The sequence below is a fragment of the Tranquillimonas rosea genome (assembly GCF_900111315.1).
Lineage (GTDB): Bacteria > Pseudomonadota > Alphaproteobacteria > Rhodobacterales > Rhodobacteraceae > Tranquillimonas > Tranquillimonas rosea.
The window spans coordinates 44,884-70,486 of the sequence record NZ_FOGU01000004.1; the positions used below are offsets into that span (position 1 = coordinate 44,884).

At 64.8% G+C, this 25,603-nt stretch carries 26 protein-coding genes and 1 tRNA gene; 12 read left to right on the forward strand and 15 right to left on the reverse strand.

Annotated features, from left to right (window positions below; translation table 11 throughout):
- Positions 1-4: 4 nt before the first annotated feature.
- Complete coding sequence (locus BMZ25_RS20415) at positions 5-391, reverse strand: hypothetical protein (protein WP_143071501.1); 387 nt, start codon at positions 389-391, stop codon at positions 5-7.
- Positions 391-855, reverse strand: a complete 465-nt coding sequence (locus BMZ25_RS07425; RefSeq protein WP_092691220.1) for a c-type cytochrome — start codon at positions 853-855, stop codon at positions 391-393. The genes BMZ25_RS20415 and BMZ25_RS07425 overlap by 1 nt, the downstream gene beginning before the upstream one ends.
- 263 nt (positions 856-1,118) lie before the next feature.
- Between BMZ25_RS07425 and BMZ25_RS07430 the strand changes: the two genes are divergently transcribed.
- The 3 genes from BMZ25_RS07430 (at position 1,119) to BMZ25_RS07445 (ending at position 4,522) form a co-directional block, all read left to right on the forward strand.
- Complete coding sequence (locus BMZ25_RS07430; RefSeq protein ID WP_235859814.1) at positions 1,119-1,376, forward strand: DUF2933 domain-containing protein; 258 nt, start codon at positions 1,119-1,121, stop codon at positions 1,374-1,376.
- Positions 1,377-1,631: 255 nt separating this feature from the next.
- Positions 1,632-2,402, forward strand: coding sequence for a DsbA family protein (locus tag BMZ25_RS07440; RefSeq protein WP_092691239.1), 771 nt, complete (start codon positions 1,632-1,634; stop codon positions 2,400-2,402).
- A gap of 65 nt (positions 2,403-2,467) precedes the next feature.
- Positions 2,468-4,522 (forward strand): protein-disulfide reductase DsbD family protein, encoded by a 2,055-nt coding sequence (locus BMZ25_RS07445; RefSeq protein ID WP_328586840.1) that lies wholly within the window; start codon positions 2,468-2,470, stop codon positions 4,520-4,522.
- Between the two features lie 110 nt (positions 4,523-4,632).
- On the opposite strand, the gene BMZ25_RS07450 is transcribed toward BMZ25_RS07445, so the two are convergent.
- From BMZ25_RS07450 to BMZ25_RS07460, 3 genes are read right to left on the reverse strand one after another with little or no spacing between them, the layout of a single operon-like run.
- Complete coding sequence (locus BMZ25_RS07450; protein ID WP_235859815.1) at positions 4,633-4,953, reverse strand: SHOCT domain-containing protein; 321 nt, start codon at positions 4,951-4,953, stop codon at positions 4,633-4,635.
- A gap of 2 nt (positions 4,954-4,955) precedes the next feature.
- A complete protein-coding gene (locus BMZ25_RS07455) occupies positions 4,956-6,317 on the reverse strand; it encodes an ATP-binding protein (protein ID WP_235859816.1) in 1,362 nt (453 codons plus the stop codon).
- Between the two features lie 56 nt (positions 6,318-6,373).
- Positions 6,374-7,096, reverse strand: coding sequence for a response regulator (locus BMZ25_RS07460; RefSeq protein WP_092692426.1), 723 nt, complete (start codon positions 7,094-7,096; stop codon positions 6,374-6,376).
- Between the two features lie 170 nt (positions 7,097-7,266).
- Here BMZ25_RS07460 and BMZ25_RS21135 point away from each other — a divergent pair, with 170 nt between their 5' ends.
- The 6 genes from BMZ25_RS21135 (at position 7,267) to BMZ25_RS07490 (ending at position 13,110) form a co-directional block, all read left to right on the forward strand.
- Complete coding sequence (locus BMZ25_RS21135) at positions 7,267-7,827, forward strand: EF-hand domain-containing protein (RefSeq protein ID WP_092691250.1); 561 nt, start codon at positions 7,267-7,269, stop codon at positions 7,825-7,827.
- Between the two features lie 75 nt (positions 7,828-7,902).
- Positions 7,903-8,289 (forward strand): DUF302 domain-containing protein, encoded by a 387-nt coding sequence (locus BMZ25_RS07470; RefSeq protein ID WP_092691256.1) that lies wholly within the window; start codon positions 7,903-7,905, stop codon positions 8,287-8,289.
- Complete coding sequence (locus tag BMZ25_RS07475; RefSeq protein ID WP_092691262.1) at positions 8,286-8,696, forward strand: DUF6010 family protein; 411 nt, start codon at positions 8,286-8,288, stop codon at positions 8,694-8,696. Before BMZ25_RS07470 ends, BMZ25_RS07475 begins: the two co-directional genes overlap by 4 nt.
- A gap of 16 nt (positions 8,697-8,712) precedes the next feature.
- Positions 8,713-9,387 (forward strand): TVP38/TMEM64 family protein, encoded by a 675-nt coding sequence (locus BMZ25_RS07480; protein ID WP_092691265.1) that lies wholly within the window; start codon positions 8,713-8,715, stop codon positions 9,385-9,387.
- Positions 9,384-10,730 (forward strand): APC family permease, encoded by a 1,347-nt coding sequence (locus BMZ25_RS07485; RefSeq protein ID WP_092691267.1) that lies wholly within the window; start codon positions 9,384-9,386, stop codon positions 10,728-10,730. The genes BMZ25_RS07480 and BMZ25_RS07485 overlap by 4 nt, the downstream gene beginning before the upstream one ends.
- A 49-nt stretch (positions 10,731-10,779) precedes the next feature.
- Positions 10,780-13,110, forward strand: a complete 2,331-nt coding sequence (locus tag BMZ25_RS07490) for a heavy metal translocating P-type ATPase (RefSeq protein ID WP_092691270.1) — start codon at positions 10,780-10,782, stop codon at positions 13,108-13,110.
- A 495-nt stretch (positions 13,111-13,605) separates the two neighbouring features.
- Here the strand turns inward: BMZ25_RS07490 and BMZ25_RS07500 are convergent, their stop codons facing one another.
- Positions 13,606-14,931, reverse strand: coding sequence for an MFS transporter (locus tag BMZ25_RS07500; RefSeq protein ID WP_092691279.1), 1,326 nt, complete (start codon positions 14,929-14,931; stop codon positions 13,606-13,608).
- 7 nt (positions 14,932-14,938) lie between these two features.
- Positions 14,939-15,199: a metal-sensing transcriptional repressor gene (locus BMZ25_RS07505; RefSeq protein ID WP_092691282.1), complete on the reverse strand. Its 261-nt coding sequence runs from the start codon at positions 15,197-15,199 to the stop codon at positions 14,939-14,941.
- 156 nt (positions 15,200-15,355) lie between these two features.
- On the opposite strand from BMZ25_RS07505, the gene BMZ25_RS07510 reads away from it, so the two are divergent.
- The 3 genes from BMZ25_RS07510 (at position 15,356) to BMZ25_RS07520 (ending at position 17,064) form a co-directional block, all read left to right on the forward strand.
- Positions 15,356-15,634, forward strand: coding sequence for a hypothetical protein (locus BMZ25_RS07510; protein WP_235859817.1), 279 nt, complete (start codon positions 15,356-15,358; stop codon positions 15,632-15,634).
- A gap of 61 nt (positions 15,635-15,695) precedes the next feature.
- Complete coding sequence (locus tag BMZ25_RS07515; protein WP_092691287.1) at positions 15,696-16,424, forward strand: HupE/UreJ family protein; 729 nt, start codon at positions 15,696-15,698, stop codon at positions 16,422-16,424.
- Positions 16,425-16,440: 16 nt separating this feature from the next.
- Positions 16,441-17,064, forward strand: coding sequence for a transmembrane anchor protein (locus BMZ25_RS07520; protein ID WP_092691290.1), 624 nt, complete (start codon positions 16,441-16,443; stop codon positions 17,062-17,064).
- 458 nt (positions 17,065-17,522) lie between these two features.
- Here BMZ25_RS07520 and BMZ25_RS07525 read toward each other — a convergent pair whose 3' ends face one another.
- From BMZ25_RS07525 to BMZ25_RS07565, 8 genes are all read right to left on the reverse strand, one after another.
- Positions 17,523-19,085, reverse strand: a complete 1,563-nt coding sequence (locus tag BMZ25_RS07525) for a tyrosine-type recombinase/integrase (RefSeq protein WP_092691297.1) — start codon at positions 19,083-19,085, stop codon at positions 17,523-17,525.
- 407 nt (positions 19,086-19,492) lie between these two features.
- A complete protein-coding gene (locus BMZ25_RS07535; RefSeq protein WP_235859818.1) occupies positions 19,493-19,702 on the reverse strand; it encodes a helix-turn-helix domain-containing protein in 210 nt (69 codons plus the stop codon).
- Between the two features lie 39 nt (positions 19,703-19,741).
- Complete coding sequence (locus BMZ25_RS07540; protein ID WP_092691302.1) at positions 19,742-20,434, reverse strand: hypothetical protein; 693 nt, start codon at positions 20,432-20,434, stop codon at positions 19,742-19,744.
- A complete protein-coding gene (locus BMZ25_RS07545; RefSeq protein ID WP_092691309.1) occupies positions 20,434-21,621 on the reverse strand; it encodes a tyrosine-type recombinase/integrase in 1,188 nt (395 codons plus the stop codon). Before BMZ25_RS07545 ends, BMZ25_RS07540 begins: the two co-directional genes overlap by 1 nt.
- A gap of 153 nt (positions 21,622-21,774) precedes the next feature.
- Positions 21,775-21,864, reverse strand: a tRNA-Ser gene (locus BMZ25_RS07550).
- Positions 21,865-21,908: 44 nt separating this feature from the next.
- On the reverse strand, positions 21,909-22,430 hold the full coding sequence (locus BMZ25_RS07555) for a DUF2799 domain-containing protein (protein ID WP_092691316.1): 522 nt from the start codon (positions 22,428-22,430) through the stop codon (positions 21,909-21,911).
- Positions 22,431-22,471: 41 nt separating this feature from the next.
- Positions 22,472-23,191 (reverse strand): alanyl-tRNA editing protein, encoded by a 720-nt coding sequence (locus BMZ25_RS07560; RefSeq protein WP_092691322.1) that lies wholly within the window; start codon positions 23,189-23,191, stop codon positions 22,472-22,474.
- On the reverse strand, positions 23,188-25,602 hold the full coding sequence (locus BMZ25_RS07565; RefSeq protein WP_092691326.1) for a DUF3772 domain-containing protein: 2,415 nt from the start codon (positions 25,600-25,602) through the stop codon (positions 23,188-23,190). The genes BMZ25_RS07560 and BMZ25_RS07565 overlap by 4 nt, the downstream gene beginning before the upstream one ends.
- Between the last annotated feature and the right edge of the window lies 1 nt (position 25,603).

Here is a 25,603-nt window from a genome sequence, read left to right on the forward strand (position 1 = left end):
GCTCTCATGTCTGGGTGTCGATCACGGAATTCAGTCGTGACACGGCGCAGGGTCGCGGAGGAGGAAGATCAACAGGCGCATTTCTCCCGCGGATTGTTGTTTTCGCGAGCGCCTGTCGCGCGGCCGGGAAACCTTGTGCCCCGAATATCGGTCGGGTCATGAGAATGGCGGCCGGGGAACAAGTCGGGTCGGGGTGGCAGGAGCGGTTGACCTCACCCTCGTGCGCCGCGTGCCCGGCGGGCGCGCCGTGGTTGTCCGCGACCACGGCGCTCTCGGAATGAGCATCTGGCGTGTCGGCAAGTCCGGGCGTCGGAGCGGCGAGGACCGCGAGCGCGATCATGAGCATCGCGACAAGACCCCCGCGCTCGGCGAGAAAGGACAGCACCCGCATCAATTGATCCCGTTCTCGCGCTGCAGCTGACGGACGTAGCGCACAATATACTGAACGTCGGCGCGGGTTAGCCCCTCGACCGGGGGCATGTTGCCAAAGGGCCAGTGATGCGCGCGCACACCGTTTTGAACCGCCCTCTGAAAAGCTTCGTCGGAATGATGGTTCGGTTCGTATGTGCGGTGGATCAGCGGTGGTGCGACGCCATTCTGACCGGCTGCGTTCGCGCCATGGCAAGCTGCGCACTTGGCCTCGAAAGCGCGCTTGCCGATCGTCGCTTCGGGCGACAACTGCGCGGGAAGTCGAACTTCGACGATAGGCGCGCCTTGGGCCAGGTCGCTCAATGCTGTTGGTTCCGGATGAACCATGGACCCCGCCGTTTGCTCGGTCGGTTGCATGAATTGCCAGATCGCCACACCAAGCCCGGCAACAAAGACACCACCGATCAGAAGCCCGAGCTTGTCCACGTTCGTTGCCCCTTCCTAGCTTGTGATCTGTTCCCATCGAAAGCGGCACCCGCTGGCATGGCGCTGTGGTTTCAGACCGCTCGATAATTCAAGCGTTTAGTACTGGCTCGCGTCGACCCTGCAACCTGACAAGCCCGTGTTTTTTGTATTCGAATGTATCCTTGACGTTTGTCCGGAATAGGCAGCTATCGTTCGGTCAGTTGAGCGAGGCGGTGAGGAAGATGACCTGGAAACCACGAACCCTGTTGTCAGGCGGTACAGGCATGAAGCTCGGCATGCTGGCCTGTTGTGCCGTGATGCTTGTTCCGCTCGGCGCCTTTCTTTTGGCGAACGGAACGCTCGGCGGGCTTGCGAGCAATCTTGGGCTTTTGGTCCCGCTGGCGCTGTGCCTCGCCACTCATGTCGTGATGCATCGCATGATGGGCAAATCCTGCCACGAGAGCGCAGCGGAGACCCGCGAGGAGGACCCCGAACAGGATCGGGAATCGACGGCGGTCGTCCAAGTCGATGCCGCGCGCTGACAAGGCGGCAACGGGTTGCGGACTGCGTCCGAAACTTGCCTTGGTCGCCCTTCTTGCGCTGGCCGGTTGCGGGACGGCCTTGCTGCAGTGCGCGGATCCAGACACCACACTGTCCACGCGCGATGCGGCGTTGTCGCTTCCGGATAGGTGCCGCTCGGTCCAGACCGGCACTGACAGTGTCGTCACCCTCGCCTGCGAAGACGGGAGGGTCGGCTATGCGTTCGACGCTCTCGCAAGTAGGTCGCAGGAACTGCAATGACATCAAGACGTTCCACACTTGCCTTTCTCGGCGTCGCTGCAGGCGTTGTTGTCGGCTTTCAGACGCTTCCCTCACTCCTGGATCGTTTCTCCGGCATGCCCGAGTTCGAGCCTTTGGCGCGCCCGGAGGGCTTCCGGCGGATATCCGGCGGAAGCTCTTCGTCCGGCGCATTCGACCCATTTTTCGGCCTTGAAGCTAAAGAAGATGGGCCGCGGGCGGAAACCATCGCCGAGGTCGAAGCAGACCTGTGCAAGGCACTTTATCCGGTTGCGGGTAACGATTCGTCGATCGTACCGGTCGCGTCATTCTCCGATTACTACTGTCCGTACTGCCGTGTGCAGATGCGCCGTCTCGAGGAGCTTGCCAAGGCTCGCGAGAGTGGTGTGACGGTTTCCTGGCATGAATTGCCGCTCCTCGGTGAAGGGTCCGCCCGTGCAGCGCAAGCCGCATTGGCGGCAAAACGGCAGGGTGCATATGTCCCCTTCCAGGAAGCTCTATGGAAAACAGCCTTTCGGCCTGGCCGCGACTACCTTCTGAACTTGTCCGAAACGATCGGGATTGATGGGGAGCGGCTGATCAATGACATGCAGAGCCGGGATGTCGCCGAAGACCTCATGGTGAGCAAGGCGCTCTCTCGGATATTCGGGTTCATCGGCACACCGGCCATGGTGGTCGGCGGCACTGTCATTCAGGGCGAAGTGACAGACGCCGTGTTGCGCCGCGTGGTCAACGTCGAACGCGAGGAAGGCTGGCGTCGGATATGCTGACCAGATCGAGCAGGCAGTGCGTCACGACGATCGCGTGGAGCATTTTGTGTCTTGTCGGCTGGTCATTGGCGGTTTTTGCAGCAACGTCGGACCGGGCAACGACACCGGCGGTCAGCGCGCAGCTCATCACGGCAGAAAATGGCATCGCGCGAGAGTCCGGTACGATTTCCGCAGGGCTGGCGCTGGACCTTGGCGAGGGTTGGAAGACCTATTGGCGCACACCCGGCGAGGTGGGCTTCCCGCCCGAGATCGACTGGACCGGGTCGCGCAACGTGGACGAAGTCGAATTTCAATGGCCCGCGCCCGAGCGGTTCACCGCCTTCGGCATCGAAAATTTCGGCTATCGTGACGAGGTGATCTTTCCGCTTCGCATCGCGCTGGAACAACCCGGCCAGTCCGCGCTTCTGTCCGCCTCGGTGACGCTACTGGCCTGTTCCGATGTCTGCGTGCCGCAGGATTTCAACCTTTCGCTGGACCTGCCCGAAGGCGCGTCTATCGACCCGAACAGCGCGGCGCGCATCGCCGATTACGCGAGCCGCGTCCCGGTCGGGGCGGAAGCCGGGGGCATTCGGTCCGCCACCGCGCATATCGATGCCGACGCAACCGCGCTGACCGTGACGCTGCGGCGCTCCTCGCCCTTCCAGACGCCGGATGTTTTCCCGGAACTGGGAGAAGGGGCCTCCCTCGGGGCCCCCGACATCAGGCTGGGCGAGGATGGCCGCCTGCTCTGGGCGCGCCTGCCCATTCTTTCTCCGCCTGTCGATCCGACTGCGGTGCCGTCGCTCACCGCGACCGATACCCGTGGCTGGGCCGTGACCGCGACGCCGGACAGGCTGGCCGCGGCACCGCCACCGCCCTACAGTGAAGCACGCGCCGCCACACCACTTTCCAGCATGGTCTGGATCGCGCTGACGGCCTTCATCGGCGGGTTGATCCTGAACGTCATGCCCTGCGTGCTGCCGGTGCTGTCGATCAAGCTGTCCTCTGCCATGAAGCTAGACGGCGCCGGTCGCGCGAGCGTGCGATGGGGGTTCCTCGCCTCGGCCGCGGGGGTCATGACCCTCATGTGGGGCCTCGCCGCAGTCCTCTTCGCGCTGCGGCAGGCGGGTGTCACCGTCGGCTGGGGCCTGCAGTTCCAGAACCCGGTCTTCCTCGCACTCATGATCGGCATCCTTGCCGCCTTCGCCGCAAACCTCGCCGGCGCCTTCGAGATCGCCCTGCCTGCCGGTCTGCAAACCCGGCTTGCCCGGGCCGGGACCGCCGGGGGGCATGTGGGCGATTTCCTAACCGGCGCCTTCGCCGCGGTACTGGCCACGCCCTGCTCGGCGCCCTTTCTCGGGACAGCCATCGCCTTCGCACTGGCCGGGCGCGGCACCGACATCGCGCTGGTGTTCACCTTCCTCGGGCTGGGGCTCGCCGCCCCCTACCTTCTGGTTGCCGCCCGCCCGGGTCTGGTCCGCCACCTGCCGCGGCCGGGGCGGTGGATGATAGCGCTGCGAGTGGTGCTGGGCCTTCTTCTGGCTGTCACCGCGGCCTGGCTTGTTTGGGTGCTGCAGGGCGTTGCCGGCACGACCACGATGCTCGCGGTCGTGGGAATGACGGCGGCCCTCGTTCTGCTGTTGTCGCTGCCGAGGCTCCGGGGTGCTGTCCGCGCCGGGCTCGCGCTGCCCCTCGTGGGGATCATGCTCTTCGGGGCGGCGTATCTGGCCGACACATCGGCACCCCGTGCACTTGGCGCGCAGGTGACCGACTGGGTGCCTTTCGACCGGGCAGAAATCGCGCGCCGCGTCTCGACAGGCGAGGTCGTGTTCGTGGATGTCACAGCCGACTGGTGCCTGACCTGCAAGGCGAACAAGGCGGTCGTGCTCGACCGCGAGCCGGTCGTCTCGGCTCTTGCCGCAGAGGGTATATCCCCCATGCAAGCCGACTGGACCCGACCCGATCCGGCGATTTCGCGCTACCTGGAAGGCTTCGAGCGCTACGGAATTCCGTTCAACGCGGTCTATGGCCCGGCCGCACCGGACGGGATCGTCCTGCCGGAACTGCTGAGTTCGGAGGCGGTCATGGCGGCGCTCGACGATGCCGCGGGCGAAGAAAGGGACATCTCCGGACAGCCCTGACCGCGCGCTGCCGCGCCCGTTTATTCGCACGGCAGTCGCCGAGTAACGACTCGGTACTGGCCCCGGCCTTGTTCCGCTACAGCCGCGGGCGCGACCTGGGTGTGCCTGCCTCACTTTTCCAGCGCCTTGCGCCGGCTGTCGAACTCTTCCTCGTCGATCTCGCCAGAAGCGAAACGTTCGCGCAGGATCGCGAGCGCATCACGCTTTCCGCGATTGCCGTCCTGATTGTCGTTGAACCATTTCACCGCAAAGACGATCAGCGCGATAATAATGCCCCAGAACACAAGCATCATCACCATGCCGCCCAACATACCGTATCCGCCGCCCCCCATCATGTGACCATACCCTCCCTGCCAGTTTTCTCCGGGGTTCGCGGCGGCCAGTGTCGGCGCCGCAAGACCGATGACTACCCAGATTGCCATTCGTCTCATTTTCAGGTCTCCTTCCAATGCCTATCGGTGTTGATTGGTGCGTCCTCCGACAACGGGATGAAGATCGAAGCCTTCAGTCCGCCTTCGGCACGGTTTTCGAGCCGAATGTCGCCGCCGTGTCCGCGTATGATCGCCCGCGCGATGGCAAGGCCCAGCCCGTGCCCCCCGGTTTCGAGCGAGCGGGACGCTTCCAGCCGGTGAAATGGCGCAAAGACCTCTTCGAGCTCGTCCTCGGGGATTCCAGGGCCGTGATCGGTCACCTCAAGCACCAGGTCGTCGCCCGCGCGGTGCCAGCCGACCGTGGCGCTACCACCGTAGCGGATAGCGTTCTCGACCAGGTTGCGAACGGCCCTGCGCAGTGCGAGCGGACGAATGCGCATCGTCATCGACGGGCCACCATTCAGATCAAACGGCGTGGCCTTGTCGTCTGCCAGTGCCCCGAGCCAATCGGGTACCTCGACGACCTCTGAGACTTCGCGCCCCGCCAGGCCCTCGGCGAAGTTGAGTGTGGCCTCGGCCATCGTCTGCATCTCGTCGATTGAGGCGATCAGGCTCTCGCGGGTCTCCTCGTCCTCGACGAGTTCGGCATCGAAGCGCATCGCCGTGAGCGGCGATCGCAGGTCATGGCTGACCGCGGCGAGAATGCGGGTGCGATCCGCGACAAAGCGCGTCAGCCGCTCTTGCATGCGATTAAACGCGCGGGTGAGGTCCCGCACCTCTTCAGGGCCGGCGACCGGCAACAGCTCACCCGCGTCGCCGCGCCCCAGATCCTCGGCGGCGCGCGACAGAACCCGCAGGGGCCCGGTCAGGCGGGTCATCACGAACCAGAACGCCGCGACGAGGATCAACGCGGCCGTCAGCCCGAAGGCCAGGAAGGAAAACAGGGGCCATTGCAATGGCGGGCGTTCGAACCGCGTGGCGACGTTCAGCCATCGGCCGCCGGTCAAAGCGATGGACAGGCTCATCTCGACCGCCTGCATCCGGCCACGCATCATCTCTTGATGCATCTTGGCCATTTGAGGGGAAAGGTTCGGGATCGGATGAAGAGGGACGGCGGCTTCCCTTAGGTTGACCCGAATGTCGCGACTGAAGCTGTCGCCAAGCAATGCCCTGACGCGCGTTTCGATGTAGGCGGCGTGATGATGATCGGGCGCGGTGACACTCGGGGTGGGCGCAAGGTCGAACCGCACAAGCGGCGAATTCGCCGCCCGCACGATTGACGCGGAAAGATCGGGCGGCGCTTCTTCCAGTAGGCGCACGACATTGGCGGCGCGCCCCGCCGCCTCGAAGCCCAGGGCGGCGCGGACGGCCAGGCTGCGTTCGTCCGCGAAGAGCCACAGGCTCACCGCCTGCGCGACGGCCAACGCCCCGAGGATGAGGATCACGAGCTGCGCGCGCAGGCTGCCTATCTGCGACCGGGTCACGAGATCACTTCAACATCCGCGTTCAGACTGTAGCCATGGCTCCGAACGGTGGTGATGAGCGTCGGGCGCAACGGATCAGTCTCGATCTTGCGCCGCAGCCGAGAGATTTGGTTGTCGATCGTGCGGTCGAGTGGGCCCGCCGCGCGTCCCGCCGTGAGATCAAGAAGCTGCTCGCGGCTCAGAACCGTGCGCGGACGCGCCAGAAGGACCGTCAACAACCGAAAATCCGCCGTCGTTAGTCGCACGCGATCGCCGTGACGGTCAGTAATGATAAGGGCATCGGTATCCAGCGTCAGCCCACCGAACCGCAGGATGCGACCTGAAAGCGTTCCGGCCTCGTTCCTCTCCTCGGGCGCACGGCGCAGAACCGCCTTGATCCGCGCGAGAAGCTCGCGCGGGTTGAACGGTTTCGGGAGGTAGTCGTCAGCGCCGATCTCCAGACCCACGATACGGTCCTGATCCTGCCCGAGTGCCGTGAGCATGATGATCGGAAGCCGTTTCTCGGCCGATAGGCGCTTGCAGATCGAAAGTCCGTCCTCGCCCGGCATCATGACGTCGAGCACCATCAGGTCGAAGTGACCTTTCGCGAGCTTCTCGTCCATGTCTCGAGCATCTTTTGCCGAAGTCGCCCGCATACCATTTCGTTCCAGGAATCGCGTGACCGAGTCCCGTATCTGGCGGTGGTCGTCGACAACCAGGATATGCGGCAAACTATTCACCCAGATCATTTGGCAGGGTGGCGACACTGGGTCAGTACCGCGATTGTAACGCTTTGTATCAGGCACCCGCGTTGCGACGAACGGATACAATATCGGAAATGACGCAGCCTTGGCGTTCATTATTACTTTCCCATGTCGGTGAGGCGTTTAACACGAGGAAGGATACGGACATGAAGGCTGGAGCGAAACTCACGGCGGCTACCGCCATTCTGATGTCTCTGGGCGGTGTCGCCCTAGCCGCGGGCGATCATGGCCATGATCGCCAGGGCGCTTCGGGAGCGCAGGGTCCGAGGGCTGGCAATCATGACATGATGCAGATGCACGCGCAGATGATGGGGGGCGGTGGGCCCGCGGGCGGCATGGTCATGATGGGCACGATCATGGAGCGGCTGGACACGAATGGCGATGGCACGGTGACATCGCAGGAGGCCAACGAAGGATTACAGGCCCTGCTAGCGGAATATGACGCCGATGGCGACGAAGACCTGTCGCTCGCCGAATTCGAGACCCTCCACAGCGCGCTCATTCGCGAAACCATGGTGGACCGTTTCCAATTCCTTGACGCCGATGGAGATGGCGCGGTGACCGCGGCAGAAATAGTCGAGCCGGCTGACATGATGGGGCAGATGGAGACCATGCGCAACGGCATGATGCCCGGACCGAACGTCGGCATGCAGGGCGACGGCGGCATGATGGGGGCACCCGGCGAGGGTCGCATGGGCAACAACTGAGCTCGCCTTATCGCCATCCCTTGCCCGGCCCTGCGTCCCGCGGGACCGGGCCTCGGCCATGAAAGGACAGACAGAATGGCATATACGCACGACCGCAAGATGGCGGGCACGGGCATCGACGACGCGGAAGCCCGCGTGCGCGCGGCGCTGACGGAGGCAGGCTTCGGCGTTCTGACCGAGATCGACGTAAAGGCCACGATGAAGAAAAAGATCGAAAAGGACATGGATGGCTACAAGATCCTTGGCGCCTGCAATCCGAACATGGCTTGGGAGGCCATGAGCCTCGAGCCGCGGATCGGCGCGATGCTACCCTGCAATGTCATCCTGCGCAGCGTCGAGGGCGGCACCGAGGTGAGCGCCATCGACCCGGTCGCATCGATGCAGGCGGTGGAAAACGCCGAGCTGCACGAGGTCGCCGGGCAGGTCCGCGACATGCTGTTCGGTGCTGTCGAGAGCGCATGACCGAAGAAAGCGGTCTCAGGATGCCGGCACCGGCCGCCACCGGCGGTCTGCTGTTTGCAATGTCCGTTCCCGTGCATCTGTTGGTCAGCAAGGATGTCTCTGTTGCCATCGCTGCGGTGACACTCGCGCTGATCGGTGGAGCCTATATCGGGTTCGGAGCGCGTGCAGCGGATGCCCGGGTATTCTGGATAGAGTTTACGGGTGCCGTGCTCTTCGGGCTCGCAGCGTTGGCCGGCCTTGTCTGGCACTGGATTGCACTACCCCTCGGCTTGGCGCTGCACGCGGTCTGGGACATGGCCCATCATCGTCGCACTTTCGGTGCCCCGGTACCAGCGTGGTACATTTCGTTCTGTGTTGTCGTTGACCTCGCCGTCGCCGCTTTTCTGGTGCTGCTCTATGCGTCGTAGATATCGGTCCATCGGCATGGCCGCTGCGGGGCTTTTTGTCCTGCTGGCTCTGGGTGCCTGGATCGGTGAATGGCTTCCTGGATCTGTCGACCGCAACGCCGTTGAAAGCTGGGTCTCGGCGGCAGGGCCTTGGGGCCCGCTCGCGGTGATCGCGTTGATGACTGTGGCCGTCGTCGCCAGTCCCATTCCGAGCGCGCCCATCGCGCTGGCTTCGGGGGCGGCCTACGGCCACTATGCCGGATCGGCCTATGTCGCCCTCGGGTCCGAGATCGGCGCACTTGCGGCCTTCCTCATCGCCCGCGGGCTGGGGCGTGGGCCAGTCGAGCGCCTCCTTGGCGAAAAGGCCGAATACGGTCTGCTGGGGTCTCAGAACGCGCTGACGCTCACGGTGTTCGTGAGTCGTCTTCTGCCATTCGTCTCTTTTGACGCGATGAGCTATGCCGCTGGCCTCAGTCGCCTGCACTTCTGGCGGTTCGCCCTAGCCACGATGGCCGGCATCCTGCCTGCGAGTTTCGTGCTCGCGCATTTCGGAAGCGCGGCGATGGAGGGCACCTTCGGCAGCGCGGAATGGGGCGCGCTTGGGCTCGGGCTGATGACGGGGCTTCCCCTCCTGCTGCTTGCGCTTCGGCGTGGTTCTGCTTTCAGAAAGGGCGCCCCGAACAAAGATGTGACGGAGGCCAGTCGATCATGAGTTCCGACTACAAGAAAAACAGCCTCAGCCTTCTCGACGCCGTGGCGATGGGAACGGGCGTTATGATCGGCGCCGGTATCCTTGCCCTGACTGGGCAGATTGCCGAACTGGCCGGCCCGTGGTTCCCTCTGGCCTTTGTCGCTGGCGCCGTCGTGACTGCATTCAGCGCCTACACCTACATCAAGATGTCCAATGCCTGGCCGTCCGCCGGCGGCATCGGCATGATCCTGAAGAAGGCCTATGGGCCGACGACGGTTGCCGCTGGCGCGGCACTCCTGATGGCCTTTTCGATGGTCATCAACGAAAGCCTCGTCGCACGGACCTTCGCCACCTACCTGATGCGCGGGCTGGGGATGGAGCCGGGCGGCTGGCTCGTTCCAACGATTGGTGTCGGCCTGATCGTCTTCGCCTACCTCGTGAATGCCTCCGGCAACAGATCGGTGGGGCTCCTTTCGCAGATCATGGCGGTCCTCAAGGTCGGCGGGATCGCGCTCTTCGGCATTGCGGCGCTTTGGGCGGGTGGCATCTCCTTCGAAGCGACGGGCGATAGGGAAACGGGCGCCGCCGGGTTCATTGCATCGCTGGCGCTCGCGATCCTCGCCTTCAAGGGCTTCACGACGATCACGAATTCCGGTGCCGAAATCACGGCTCCCCACCGCAACGTCGGTCGCGCCATCGTCATCTCCATCGCGATCTGCGTGGTGGTCTACCTGCTCGTGGCCTTTGCCGTGGGCTCGAGCCTGCCGCTCGATCGGATCGTGGCCGCGAAAGACTACGCTCTTGCTGAGGCGGCAGAGCCGGCGCTTGGCCGGATCGGTTTCTACCTGACGGTCGCGCTGGCGCTCGTCGCGACGGCATCGGGCGTGATCGCAAGCATTTTCGCAGTGTCCCGCATGCTCGCCATGCTGACCGACATGAAGATGATCCCGCACAGCCATTTCGGGATGCCGGGCACGATCCGGGATCACACTCTTGTCTACACGGTGGTGATCGCCGGCGTACTCACAGTCTTCTTCGACCTCAGCCGCATCGCCTCCCTTGGCGCCTTCTTTTACCTGGTGATGGACATACTGATCCATTGGGGCGTTTGGCGACATCTCAGAGAAGAGATCGGCGCGCGCGGCTGGGTTCTGCTGACGGCCATCGGACTCGACGCCATCGTTCTCGGGGCCTTCACCGTGATGAAATGGCAAAGCGACCCGACGATCGTCCTCGTCGCCGTTGTTGGCATGGCAGCCGTCTTCGCATTCGAGCATGGCTTTCTGAAGCGCAATCCGCCCACGGCCGGCAACCATGATCACGGGCACGGAAAGACAGGCGAGCCCGAGAAGGCATCCCATTGACCTTCCAACCGTTGGAAGCCCCACATTGAGTCCCGAAAGGGGAAAACCGATGTCAGATCATTCCCATCACCACCACGATGCTCCGGCACCCGGAGCGAAGACTGCGACGGATCCCGTCTGCGGCATGCACGTCGAAATGCGCGAGGACGCGCGGTCGCGGGAATATGGCGGCGAGACCTACTGGTTCTGCTCCGAAGGCTGCGAGACGAAGTTCGATGTCGACCCCTATTTCTACGCTTCGGGCAATTCCGAGAAGACTGACCAGAAAGCCCAGCCCGGCACTCAATGGACCTGCCCGATGCACCCCGAGATTGTCCGCGACGAACCAGGGAGCTGCCCGATCTGCGGCATGGCGCTGGAACCGATGGTGCCATCGGACGAGCCCAGTGAGGAACTGACCGACTTCACCCGGCGGATGTGGATCAGCGCGGCCGCGGCTGTGCCCCTGGTGATCTTGACGATGGGCGAACTGGTCGGTCTGCCCATCCGCGACCGGCTGGGCCATCAGCTCTCGGTTTACACCGAATTCGTCCTCGCCACGCCCATTATTCTCTGGGCGGCGCTTCCGTTCTTCCGGCGCGGCCTCGACTCGTTCCGGAACCTGTCCCCCAACATGTGGACGCTGATCTCGCTCGGGGTCGGCGCGGCCTATGTCTATTCGCTGGTCTCCACCTTCGCGCCAGGCGTGTTCCCCGAGCAATACCGAATGGGCGACGGAGTCGGCACCTATTACGAGGCGGCGGTCGTCATCATCGCTCTGGTCTTTGTCGGTCAGGTGCTGGAGCTTCGCGCGCGGGAACGCACCGGCGATGCGATCCGCGCTCTGATGGATCTCGCGCCCAAGACCGCGCGCCGCGTCCTGCCGGACGGTTCGGAATACGATGCACCGCTCGAGAACATCGTCGAAGGCGACATGCTGCGGGTCCGTCCCGGAGACAGCGTGCCTGTCGATGGCGAGGTGATCGAGGGGCGCACGTCGGTCGACGAGAGCATGATCACCGGCGAGCCTGTGCCCGTCGAGAAGACGGAAGGCGACCGCGTCACTGGCGGCACGATCAACAAAAACGGCACGCTGGCGATCCGGGCGACCCAGGTCGGTGCCGACACCGTGCTGGCCCAGATCGTCGAGATGGTCGCTGGCGCCAGGCGGTCGCGCGCACCGATCCAGGGGTTGGCCGACCGGGTCTCGTCGATCTTCGTGCCGACGGTCGTCGCGGTGGCCATCGCGGCGTTCTTCGCTTGGCTTGCCTTCGGTCCCGAACCGGCGCTGGCATTCGCCATCGCCTCGGCCGTCTCCGTCCTGATCATCGCCTGTCCCTGTGCCCTCGGCCTCGCGACTCCGATCTCGATCACCACGGCCGCAGGCCGCGGCGCCCAGGCGGGCGTGCTGATTAAGGACGCCGAGGCGCTGGAGCGCATGGCCCGCGTCGATACCGTGATCGTGGACAAGACCGGCACGCTGACCGAGGGCAAGCCGACGCTAACCGATGTCGTGGCGCCGCAGGGCGACGAGGCGGAGGTGCTGGGACTTGCCGCCGCTTTGGAACGCGGCTCAGAACACCCGCTGGCCGAGGCGATAGTCGCGGGCGCGCGGGATCGTGGTCTGTCGCCCGGCAGCGCGGCCGATTTCGAAGCGGTCACCGGCAAGGGCGTGTGCGGCACCGTCGACGGACGCAACGTGGCGCTCGGCAACCCGGCGATGATGCAGGATCTCGGGCTCGATACCGGCGACGCTGAGGCGCGGGCCGACACGCTCCGCGCGGATGGCAAGACGGCGATGTTCGTGGCCGTCGACGGGGCGCTCGCGGGGATCGTCGCCGTGGCCGATCCGATCAAGCAAAGCACCGAAGGGGCGATCCGCGATCTGCACGCGCTTGGCCTGACCATCATCATGGCGACTGGCGACAACCAGCGAACGGCCGAGGCTGTCGCGCGTCAACTGGGCATCGACGAGGTGCGCGCCGGCGTTCTGCCCGAGGACAAGCAGAAGCTGGTCGAGGAATTGCGCGCGAAGGGCGCGTCGGTGGCGATGGCCGGCGACGGTGTGAACGACGCCCCGGCGCTGGCGGCGGCGGACGTGGGCATCGCCATGAGCACGGGCGCCGACGTCGCCGTGGAGAGCGCGGGCATCACGCTGATGCGCGGCGATCTGGTGGGGCTGGTGCGGGCGCGCAAGCTGGCCGTGGCGACGCTGCGCAACATCCGCCAGAACCTGTTCTTCGCCTTCGCCTATAACGCGGCGGGCGTGCCGATCGCGGCCGGGATCCTCTACCCGGTGCTCGGCCTGCTGCTGTCACCCATGATCGCGGCGGCGGCGATGAGCCTGTCGTCGGTCTCCGTCATCTCGAACGCGCTGCGGCTGCGGCGCGCAAAACTCTGAGCGAATGGAAGCCGCGATGGCCAGTTCACATCACGGGCATATGCCGTCTGGCGGGCGCAGCATGGCAATCTCCGCCTGGCTGACGGGGGTCTACTTCGTCATCGAGATGGGCATCGGCCTCTGGACAGGGTTGATCGCGGTGATTTTGGACGCGTTCCACACCTTCTCCGCCGTTGACGCCGAGCGCCTTCGCGGCCCTACTGACACCAGCCCGAAAACTCGCGTGAGCCTTGGATCAAATCCGGGGTCAGGACCCCCCCGGCGCCACCCGAGTTGGTTCTGCCGCAATGAACGGCAGAGCTGTCGCCGCTCCGGCGATCTGCGGCGAAGGTCAGAAGCGAGCCCAAATCACTTGCGGCGAGGTAGAGTGAGTTCGCGCTTGCGGCGCAGCTTGAGATGTTGCGGGGCCTGCGAAAGCCCCCCGTTCACTTCGATTAGGGTTTGCGTCAGGTTCGCCGAATCCCACAGCTCGGCTGATTGACGAACCGCGTACGGCTATCCGGCCGGCCATTCCGAGTGCAATCGGTCGATAATCAGCGCATGGGCATGACTATGGCCGCTACCGTGCTTTGCGAGATGTGGGTGATCAGGTGGAAGATCGTTGTGCCGATGGGACATCGTCTCGGGATCTCCCGCGGGCCACAGGCCGACGGCGAAGACAATGCCGAGCGCGGCCAGGAGACCGAGGCCGACGAGAGCCACCGGCGCACCGGCCACCGTCATCAGAACCCCGGCGAGCGGATAGGTTACGAGCCAGCAGGCGTGGCTGAGCGCGAACTGCGCGGCAAAGATGGCAGGGCGATCCTCGGGATGGGCGGACCGTCGGAGGAGACGCCCCGATGGCGTGAGCACCGCAGAATACCCGATCCCCCCAACGAGCCATGCTGCAAGCAGCAATGCCCAAGTGAGACCCGCCATCAGAATGAGTGCCGCGAGAAGCACGAGCGTGGCCGTAAGGGCGATGGCGCCCGCGAGCATGACGGGACGGTCCGAGACCCTGTCGAGCACGCGCGGCAAGCCGAGCGCCGCAAGCATGGAGCCCGCGCCAAAGGCGAACATCGTCCAGGCCAGTGCGCTCTCTCCGAGCGCCAGCTCGCTGCGCACCAGAACGACGGTGTTGACCAGCACCATCGCCCCGCCTGCCGCGGCCGCGAGGTTCAGCGCGAGCAGCCCGCGCAGACGCGGCGTGGCGAGATAGATACGAATGCCGCGGGTGGAGCGGTTGTAGATCCCGCGCGGTTCCGATGGCTGCGGGCTCGGCAGCAGGACTGAGACGACCAGTGCCGCCGAAGCGACGAAGCCCACGACCGTGCCCAGAAACAGCGCGTTGTAGGACATGAACGCGAGCAGGAGACCCGCGAGCGTCGGGCTGACGATGTTCTCGAGGTCGTAGGCCAGACGCGACAGAGACAGCGCGCGGGTGTAGCGATCCTCCTCCGGCAGCACGTCGGGGATCGTCGCCTGGAAGGTGGGCGTGAACGCGGCCGAGGCCGATTGCAGCAGGAAGATCAGCACGTAGACCTGCCAAATCTCGGTGACGAAAGGCAGGCAGAGCGCCGCGCCTGCCCTCACGAGGTCCAGCGTGACCAGCATCGCGCGGCGCGGCACACGGTCTGCGAAGGCGCCTGCGATCGGCGCGATGCCGACATAGGCCACCATCTTGATCGTGAAGACAGCGCCGAGGACGAGGCCGGCTCGCTCGCCGGCAAGATCGTAAGCCAGAAGCCCGAGCGCCACCGTGGCAAGGCCCGTGCCGAGCAAGGCAACGACCTGCGCAAGCAGGAGATGGCGGTAGGTGCGGTCGCCGAGGATGGACAGCATGATGCCCTCAGAGGTAGCGGGAGATCGCCTTGAGTTCGGCGCGATCGGTGTCCGAACCTTCGGTGTCGAGACAGTGGTCGACATGGTCGTGGATCAGCGCCCGCTTCGCGTTCGTCACCGCCTTCTCGACCGCCTGGAGCTGCTGCGCGATGTCGAGGCACGGCTTGCCGGTCTCGAGCATCTCGATGACCGAGCGCAGGTGCCCGTCGGCACGTTTCAGCCGGGCGATCAGGGCGGGATGACTTGCGTGGACATGAGGGTCTGACATAGGCTGATGCTATCCTCCAGGGGGGGATAGAGCAAGACAGCGGGCAACACGCTGCACGAGGCGAGGGAACAGGCAGGTCCGATGAAATCGATCCGGACAGTCGGACAGCATGTGCTCGCGGGGCTTCTTTGCCTCGCAGTCTTGGCATGGTCCGTCATGCCTGCCACGTCCCATGCGCCGTCGATCTTCGAGACCCTCCAGGAGCACGTGGAGATGATCACCGAGCACGGGCATTCCCACGGGCTCGAGGAAGACCTCGCCTGGGCCATGCACGGGCACAGTCACGACAGCGCAGATCACGACCACAGTCAGGCCGTCCTGACGCCCGACGATACTTCGCAGCCATTCGAGGGCTACAGGTCGTCCTGGCGGCTCAGGCCAGCCGCTGACGGGCCCTCGACCAAGTTCCGCATCGAGCGACCTCCGCGGGCCTGATCGAGGATGCTCCCTCGGGGAGCACACTCATCGATCACGCAAATCCACGCGGAGACCATCCATGACCACACTCCATCGGGGATGGGGTGATCCGGGCGTACGCCGGCTCGCCATCCTGTCCCTTTTCACGCTGTCGGCGCTCCTGCTGAGCGCCGGGCACGCCTTGGCCCACAACGTCACCGAAGGTGACGCGGGCTACATCCAGGAGATCTGGGGGGTGAACATCATCCCCTTCATGTATCTCGGCGCCAAGCACATGGTGACCGGATACGACCACATCCTGTTCCTGCTCGGCGTCGTGTTCTTCCTCTACAAGATGAAGGACGTCGGCATCTACGTGAGCCTCTTCGCCATCGGGCACTCGACCACGATGCTGCTCGGCGTCTGGTTCGGCTGGGGCATCAATGCCTACGTCATCGACGCCATCATCGGCCTCTCGGTCGTCTACAAGGCGCTCGACAACCTCGGCGCCTACCAGCGCTGGTTCGGGGTCCAGCCCAACACCAAGGCCGCCACGCTGATCTTCGGCTTCTTCCACGGCACGGGCCTGGCCACCAAGATCCTCGACTACGACATCGCCTCGGACGGGCTCCTGCCCAACCTGCTGGCGTTCAACGTCGGCGTCGAGCTGGGCCAGCTCATGGCGCTTGCCGTGATCCTCATCGTCATGGGCTTCTGGCGGAAGTCCCCGAACTTCTTCCGCCAAGCCTACACCGCCAACGTCATCATGATGTCCATGGGCTTCATCCTCATGGGCTACCAGATCACCGGCCTCTTCGCGGCCGCGTAAAGGGAGATATCCACCCATGTTCAACGCACAGAAACCCAGCCTCGACGAACTGCCGAGCTCGGCCCAGCTGATCCGCTCCACAATCATCGCCGGGGTGTCCGCCGTGGCGATCCTCGTCACCGTGGTCCTGCCGGCCGAATACGGCATCGACCCGACCCGGATCGGCGGCGTGCTCGGCCTGACCGAGATGGGCGAGCTCAAGACCCAGCTCGCCGAGGAGGCCGAGGCCGACCGGCAGATGGACCAGGCGGCCGGCGAGCAATCGAGCCTCCTGAACGACGTCTTCGGTCTCTTCGTGGGCGCCGCGCACGCGCAGGACGCCGAAACCTGGCGCGACGAGACCACGTTCACGCTCGAGCCCGGCGACACCGCCGAGTGGAAGCTCGTGATGGAGGAAGGCCAGACCGCCCAATACCGCATGCTGGTCGATGGGGGCCGGGTGAACTTCGACCTGCACGGCCACGGAGGCGGTGAGTCAGTGACCTACGAGAAGGGCCGCGGCTCCGCCGGTGACGAAGGCGAAATTGTCGCCGAGTTCGATGGCGAGCATGGCTGGTTCTGGCGTAACCGCGACGATGCGGCGTCCACCGTGACCATCCAGGTTCGCGGCGAATACGCCGAGTTCAAGGACGCGAGCTGACAACAAGAGCTGCCATTGCTTGGCGCAGTGGCAGTTCAACACCGTCCCTGCCGAGGGTCTTCACGGCCGCAGTGAAGATTGAGCACGCGCAGCGAATGGCAGGAAGGTCCGCATCGGTGGCGCTGCGCCGAGGCGCAGCGAATGCTGGGTTTAGTTTCCCCGGTCTGGCGCAGCTTTTGAACGACCGCTTCCGTGATCTTCGCAGCGGCGCAGAACCCCGGTTGCTGCAGCTGCGAGCTTCTCCATCGTCATGCTGCAATTGAATTGTTCGGCCGACGAATGACCGGAAAGTCCGCGGAGCTGACCTCCGCAAGCAAGACGATGCCGCGCCTCCGACAGCCGCTTCCGGGACGCTGCGCCGCCGCGACGGCAGGTGGCGGGAAGGTCCGGTACCGGCCGAGAGCGTCGATGCGCCCTTGGGCGGGAAGGGTGGGACGAAGGCTTACTGCCGGTCAGTACTATTCCAGAACATCGAAATCTCCTCGCGCTTGGTCGCGCTTTTCCGCAAGTCCGCCAAAACAAATCTCGTTTTCCTCTTCGGTGAACACCTGATCGGAGCTAAGCGCCTCCATGATTTCGCTGCTGCGGGATTGGGACATCTTGGCGTAGTGCTTTTCCGTGATCTGCTCGTCCGAATGACCAAGGTTCATCGACCACGCCTTGCGCTGCTCGTGCGATCGGCACATCCGGGCGCCCAGCGCTTTCAGCGTGTGTCGAACTGAATGCGGCGTGTAAGCTTTGCCAATGCGCTCGGACGCTTTGGCAAAGGCGTCCTGCAGAGGTTTGCTCGACGCCAAGGGCTCTACGGGAGGAGCATCCGGATCTCGTGCTGCGACGTTTTTTCCGTCCGGAAACAGGGCGTCCCGGGGCTGGAACCCGAGGGCTTTCAGCTCTTGGACCCAGCTCAGGAAGACGCCTTGAAACTGCTCCGTCCGTGGAAACCAATTCGCACGATAGGTCTTGCCGTTCTTTGCAGGAACGTCCCGCGCATCTTGCTCGACCGATAGCCCCTCGAAGTCCACATGGTCGAAGCGGAGCGCGGAAAGGGCCGACGCCCGGAAGCCCGAGACGAAAGCGAAAGCCACCATCGCACGATCCCTGCGCTGAATAACGGTCTTCTGGGGCATCAATTCGACCATGCACCACGCCTCGTCCATCGAGGGGTACTGTTTGTGTCGTTCCTTGGTCTGCGGGGCCGCAGCACAGCGCGGCAACACGAAGTAGTCCGGGATGCTGGAACTTAGACGGCGATAGCCTTCCTGCCCGCGGAGCCATTCGAAGAACGCCCTGAGATGCGAGACCCGGTGACGCACCGTTGAATTGCTTAGGCCGCCATGCTCCTTCGGCTGAGCCAACAAGCCAACCAGGTGATCACGATATTTACCGGCGAGTCTGGGCGTCATCTTGCTGAAGGTCATGCCGTCCAGAAACGCCTCGAAATCCCGGATACTGACCAGATGGGCCTGGACGGTTTTCGGGCTGTACCGCCCCGCATAGGCTTGCCACTCGTGGATTGGCCGATCGTTTGTGGTGAAACATTCCGCGCCTTGAGATCCCGCATCCTTCCCAACACCAGTCGGGGGCGTCCCTTCACTTTCGTCTATGAGCGCCAGCGGCGTGTTGGTATCGAGGCATGCCTGAACCTTGTCACACTCCGTCACACCCAGTAACTTGTGCACGGTTGCACTGCAGTCGCAGCACGTCGCATGAGCGAGCGTGGCATTTCCTTCCCGCGGCTGGAACGAAAGGGTGCTGAGTTCCGGGAACGCAGCATTCCCGCATGCAATACACTTGAACTCGCCAAGCCGCAGATTGCGGCGGCTACGCGCAGCTCGATCAGCATGGAAACGCCGGAGCTCGGCGCCCCGAAAGAGTTGCGGCAACGACCCGTCAGAGGGCCGCAGGCCGGAGCCCACCCAGTTCGAAACCGTGTTCCGTGACACGCTGAACAGCGCCTGCACCTCGGCGACCGTATAGACCATCGCGTCGTGCGGCCGGATATTGCGGTACGATCGGCTCATTGCTGCCCCCGTCCCTTGGAGGGCGTCCCGCTGCGCGGACGAACCGTTTTCGCTGTCGGCCGCGAAGCCTCGTGGGCGCACAAGTCGGACATGCGCCAACGCGTGACGCCCTCCGACAGCTTGACCGGCTTCGGCAGCGTTCCCTGTGCGGCCCAGCGCCAAACGGTCTGACGAGCCACGCCATAGCGCTCAGCAACCGCTGAATCCCGCAAATAGCTTTCGTTCTTGTGCTCCTTCCCAGTAGGCGACGTACTGGTCTTCCCTCGGGCCTTGCGACTGGGCTTGGCTGCCCCTGGCGTACATTTATGGTAGCCGGACCTGGGCGCGGTTTGCTCCGACAGTCCAGCGGCGGCAAACAGGTCAGGTCCTTCGCAGGGTTTGCGCTTCTTCTTCGTCATCGCCGCGCCTTACGCCTGTTCGGACGGGTCGACGCGGTTCGCCGCAACCCATTCGTTCAGGTCGGAGCCGCGATAGACGATCTTCCGACCCAGCCGGTAGAAGGCGGGGCCTTTCATCCGGTGACGCCACTGCGCGAGTTTCTCGCGATCGCCGATGATCTCCAGTTCGGGATCGCCCAGCAGGTAATTCCGGTCGTTTTCGAAGAGTTGGGGCAACATCGAGTTCCTTCTGCTGCGTTTCGATGCAGCAGGAGATGCTCAATCCTCCACGCGGTACGGCAGTCCCCGATCTCGAAACCGGGGACCCCAAATACCTGATTTGTATACGAAAGATATTTGCTCCGCCTGCGGAACATAGGGCTCGGACGCCCCTTTCGGACAGGAAGTGGACAGCACGCGGCGAATCTGTTCGGCGAGAAAGAGCACCTCCTCCGGTGGAGACGCCTGTTCGTCACAGAGGTCGATCGCCATTCCTAGATGGACGATGCCGCGGTACGCGCCCCAGCTGCGGCGCACCGTGTCCTTGTCCCGGCCACCTTGTATCCCGTGTTCCTTGGCAGCCTGCGTCAGTTGGTAGAGGATGCCAGAAGGCGTCTGAACGCCCTCTCGCTTTTCCTCCTTGATCGACAGATAGACCAGCTTCCCGGCATGCTCCGCGATGGTCAAGCGTCGTTCGTTTCGGTCCTCATAGACCCGCGACACGCGAAGAAATTCACAGATGGCGTCCTCGCGTTCTGCCGCCGTCCGAGCCGCCCAGGTCAAAAGTGCCTGGTTGTCCGGCTCATCGGTCCAGCAATCGCTTTGCGACAGGACGCGCAACCTTTCTGCGCTCACCACCTGCTTGACCTGACGCAGAGCGGCAATCCGGGCTTCGTGGTCTTCCGCGCTTAGTGCTATTCGGAACAGCTCAAGGTAGGAGCTTTCCGGTTCGTTGATCGAGACCGTGTGCACTATCCATGCGCCTCCAAGCGACCAGATGCGACGTATCGAGACCAGTCGCGCATCAATGCGCGCCGCTTGTCCAGCAAGTCGGATCGGGCGTAGGCGCGTTCGACATCGCTTCCAACTGTGTGGGCCAGGCACTTCTCGGCAACTTCCCGCGGAACATTGGCAACCTCTGCCGCCCAGTCTCGGAAGGTCGACCGGAAGCCGTGAACGGTCACATCATCAGCACCCATGCGGCGCAGCAACGTCAGCATCGCCATGTTCGACATGGGGCGATGCCGCTTCTGCCCTTCGAACACGTAGTCCGAGCGCATGGCCCGGAGGGGCTCGATGATCGAGAGCATCTCGTCCGTCAGAGGCACGCGGTGCTCCTCGCCGGTTTTCATGCGATCGGCGGGACAAACCCACAACCGGTTCGCGGAATCGATCTCTGCCCAGCGCATCCCAAGGACTTCGCCGGTTCGAGCCGCTGTCAGGCAGATGAACATCAGGGCCTTGGCTGCCATCGCCTTGCGCTCTCGGAGACCAGCGTAGAAGTCGGGCATGTCCTGCCACCGCATCGCGCTGTGATGCTTCGGCTTCGCCTTGACCCTCGGCAGGGCCTGCGACTCCTTGATGGCTGTGACCGGGTTCTCCCCGGTGCGGAACCCCCTGGAACGCGCAACGTCCAGGACCACCTTGATCCGTTGTGCCAGTCGTGTCGCGGTCTCGTGCTTCTCGGTCCAGATCGGCGCGAGACACATCATCACCTCGGGCTGGCCGATACTGTCGATCGGCATGCGCCCGATCTTGGGGAAGGCATAGTCGCGCAAGGTATTGATCCATTGCACGCCATGCTTGGCGTTCTTCCAGGTGGGCATGCGCTCGATGTGGACCTGCTGCGCGACTTCCTCGAACGTCGGCGCTTCCTTCCGGGTGTTGAAGCGCGGGTTCAGCCCCTGCTTCGCCATCCGTCGATATTCCAGCGCGCGCTCTCGCGCCTGGTTCAAAGGCACCAGCTCGGCACTGCCCAGACCGAAATCGGTCCGAAGCGGCCCACCCTTCCTGTTTTTCTGCCCCGTCACGACAACCCGCACGATCCACCGCCGCGCCCCGGAAGGATCGACAACCAGGTAGAGCCCGTTGCCGTCGCCATGACGCCCGGAGCCGAGATTCTCAACCAGCTTCTTCGTGAGTTTGCCTGACAGAGCCATGCGGCTCTCGTACCACGATCCATACCACACAGCGAGCGCAAATTGGCGCGATTGAGGAGAACTGAAACCACAATCCGCGGCCGCGAACCATCAATAAAACATGGCCGTAGGGCCACTTGAAGGTAGCATGACAACTTGGTTGAAATTGTGAAGTGGCGGAGAGAGAGGGATTCGAACCCTCGAGACGGTTTCCCGCCTACACACTTTCCAGGCGTGCGCCTTCGACCACTCGGCCACCTCTCCGTGCAGGGCGGTATGTGCCAAGAAGTGCCGGGCGTTGCAAGGGGTCAGCGGCGCAGTCTGAGCCGTTCGAGGCGGAGAAACATGATCTTGGACTGGAGCGAGGAGTATTCCGCCCGAAGCGCGCCGCGGATCGGGTTGTCGGAGGGCAGCTCGGCAAGCTGGGCGCGGATCGCGCGCTGGCGGTCCTCGGCGTCGTCGATATCGTCCAGCACCGCGCGGTAGCGCAGGCCCTGCCGGTTCGCTGCGCGCAGGCGGGCATACTGGGCCGGCGGGCAGACATTGTTCAGAACCACGCCCCGGCGCCCCTCGTCATAGGCGTTGTCGATCGTGCAGTAGAGCGGCAGCCCCTCCGCCCGGCCGGCGAGCCAGGCCTCGCGGTCCGGCGATACGCCGACCTCGGCACAGGCCTTGGCGTGGCGCAGGATGAAGTCGCGCTCGCGGCCGTCGACCCCGTCCTCGTAGCCGATCCCGCGCCAGTCGCCCCGCAGGCATTCCTCCTCGCTCAACGAGGCGCAGCTGGTCAGAAGCAGCAGCGGGATCAGCGACAGGACGGCGAGTCGGGGCATCTGGGTCTCCTTCGCCAGCCAGCCTAGCGCGGGTGTGCGCCTCAGGCGAGGTGCAGCGTGACGCGCCGGTTTCGGGCGCCCTTCTTCTCGATCTTGCCGACGCGCACCGCGCCGATCTCGCCCGTGCGGGCGACATGGGTGCCACCGCAGGGCTGCAAGTCGACCCGGTCGGCGCCGTCCCCGATGGCGATCAGGCGCACCTGCCCTGCCCCTCTGGGCGGCGCCACGGACATCGTCTTGACGAGGCCGGGATTGGCGTCGAGCTCGTCCTCGGTGATCCAGTCCTGCCGCACCGGCAGGTCACGTGCGATCAGGTCGTTCAGCGCCTGTTCCAGCGCGGCCTTGTCCTCGGGCGCCTCGGGCATGTCGAAATCCAGCCGCCCCTTCTCGGCCCCGATGGCACCGCCGCTCACCGGCAGCGGCACGACCACGGACAGAAGGTGCAGCGCCGTGTGCACCCGCATGTGGCCCAGCCGCCGGGGCCAGTCGAGGTGCTGGACGATCGGCGTTCCGGGCTGCGGCAGGCCGGTGGGCTCGGCCGGGACCAGGATCACGCCGCCGTTCTCGGACTTGACGGTGGTGGCGATCTCGACCGATCCGCCGGCCCAGTCCAGCCGCCCGCTGTCGCCCGGCTGACCGCCGCCGGTGGGATAGAACAGCGAGGCCTCGGGTACGATGCCGCCCTCGTCCGTCACCGCGGTGACGATGCTCTCGGCCTCGCGGGCATAGGGGGCGTCGCGGAACAGCAGGCGCGTGGTCATACGTCCTCTCCCTGCGCATGGTCGATCGCCTCGGCGTCCCGCGTGGCCGGCTGCGGCCGTTCGGGGCGTTCGTCGGGCTCGGGCGCGCCGTCGGGCACCTTGGGCTGCTGTAGCGTCTCGGGATTGCGCAGCCACACGTCGCGCTGCGGCAGCGGGATCTCGATCCCCTCCTCGCGGAAGCGCTCGCGGATTTGGTGGTTCAGCTCGGATTGCACGACGAGGATGTAATTCACGTCCCGCAGCATGCAGTAGCAGGTGAATTCCAGCGCGTGCTCGCCGTAGTTCAGGAAGTAGGCCGCCGGCGGCGGGTCGATGGCGACGAGCGGGTGGGCTTCGCAGACCTCCATCAGTATACGCTCGACATGACGCGTGTCCGAGTTGTAGGCGACGCCGATCTTCAGCGTCACCCGGCCGACCAGGTTGCCGCGGGTCCAGTTGGTGACGGTGCCCGAGACGAAATCGGCGTTGGGCACGATCACGTCCGTGCGATCGAAGGTCTCGATCCGTGTCGAGCGGACGGAGATGTCCTTGACGATGCCCATGCGGCCGCCGACCTCGATCCAGTCGCCCTCGGAAATCGGACGCTCGATCAGCAGGATGATGCCCGAGACGAAGTTCGACACGATGGTCTGCAGGCCGAAACCGATCCCGACCGACAGCGCACCGGCGACGATGGCAAGGCTGCTGAGATCGATGCCCGCGCTCGTCACTGCCAGGACAACGGCCAGGAAGATGCCGATATAGCCCAGGCCGGACACGATGGCGTTGCGGCCGCCGGCATCCATCTTGGTGCGCGGCAGTACCGTCGAGCGCATCGTGCCCTGCAACAGCCGCGTCATGATCAGGCCGATCGCGAAGACGACGAAGAAGACGAGGAAATCCGTCGGCGACACCCGCGTGTCGCCGATCGAGAAGCCGCTGCGGAACTGCGCCCAGACCTCGAGGATGTCGGTCTTGCGCGCGCCCCAGATCAGCGCGAAGACCGGGATCGCGGCCAGCGTCAGAGCGAGGTTCAGAAGCACCGGGATCAGCGCCTGGTCCGCCTCTTCGGTCGAGGCACGGCGGATCAGGGCATAGGTGTCGCGCACGAGCGGCGACAGGACGGCGAGGAAGCCGATCAGCGCCAGCGAAAGCATCGAGGGATAGATGATGTACTGCGCCAGGTTGATATAGCCGATCGCGGCCATCAGCGGCGCGAAGACACCCACCACCTGCACCACCCGTCCGAGCAGCGCGGTGACCTGCGCCCGGACGCTGATGCTGTCCTCCTCCTCGGACCGTCGATAGGCCGCGTCGGTCAGCAGGATCTGCCCAAGACGCTGGAACACCAGGCCCGAGACCAGGATCAGCGGCAGGCTCAGCACCGCCTCCTCGCCCGCTGCGAAGGCCGAGAGATCGCCGATCTCGGTCACCAGCAGGTTCAGCCCCAGGATCACGCCAAGCCCGGCGGACAGGACGCGCCCCTGGTACTGCATCGTGCCGGGCGCGTTCAGCGGCGTGTCGGCGTCCGGCTCGCGCGGGAAGACGTGGCTGCCCAGCCAGCGCGCCGCGAACACCGTCAGCACGATCTCGGGCAGCGTCCCCAGCAGCGCATTGCCCTGCTGCCCCACCAGCGACAGGCGCTGGATCGCCGCGACGAGCAGCTGGATTCCCGCATAGGGCAGCAGGATCTGCCCCAGCGAGATGACGAACCACAACACGTCGCGGCTCTGCCCCGAGATCCGGCGCCAGAGATAGTCCGTCAGCTGTTCGGTCCGGTAGCGGCCCCGCACCAGCAGGAACAGCGAGATGACGAAGTAGACCAGCGCGATCGGCAGGTCGCGCCGGGCGAACTCGTCGCCGCCAAGCTGCTCCCACCCCGCGATGCTTTCCTTGGCGATGCTCCGGCCGGTCTCGGCCGTGGCCCCGACCGCGTCGACCCAGAGGACCGGGTTCAGCGGGCTGGGCCCGAGCTCCATCAGTTGCTCGGCCTGCCGCGCGCGCAGCAGCGCGTCGATCTCGCCGATCAGCGAATCCGCCCGGCTATAGGCGGCCTCGGCACGCCGTCGCGGGGCGAGAAGCGTCTCGAGCTGTTCGTTGAGCGTCTCGCGCTGTTCGGCGGTCGCCTCCGGTTCGGTTTCGTCCTCGCCCGGTGGCGGCCCCAGTGCGTTCAGCTGGTTGCGGACCGAGTCGACCCGCGTCTGGTTGATGGACTGCGCCGTCAGCAACTCGTCCCGCCACGACACGAGCCGGTCGCGCAGCTGCGTCAACGCGTCATTCGTCGCCTGCCCGCGCTGGAGCATCTGCTCGGCATTGCTGGCGACGGTGTCGAACTGCGAATAATCGGGCGGCCGCACCGGTTGCGCCGCCGCGCTCAGCGCCAGCGCGAGCACCAGGGCCAGCGCCCCGAACAGGGACGTCAGCCGCACCATG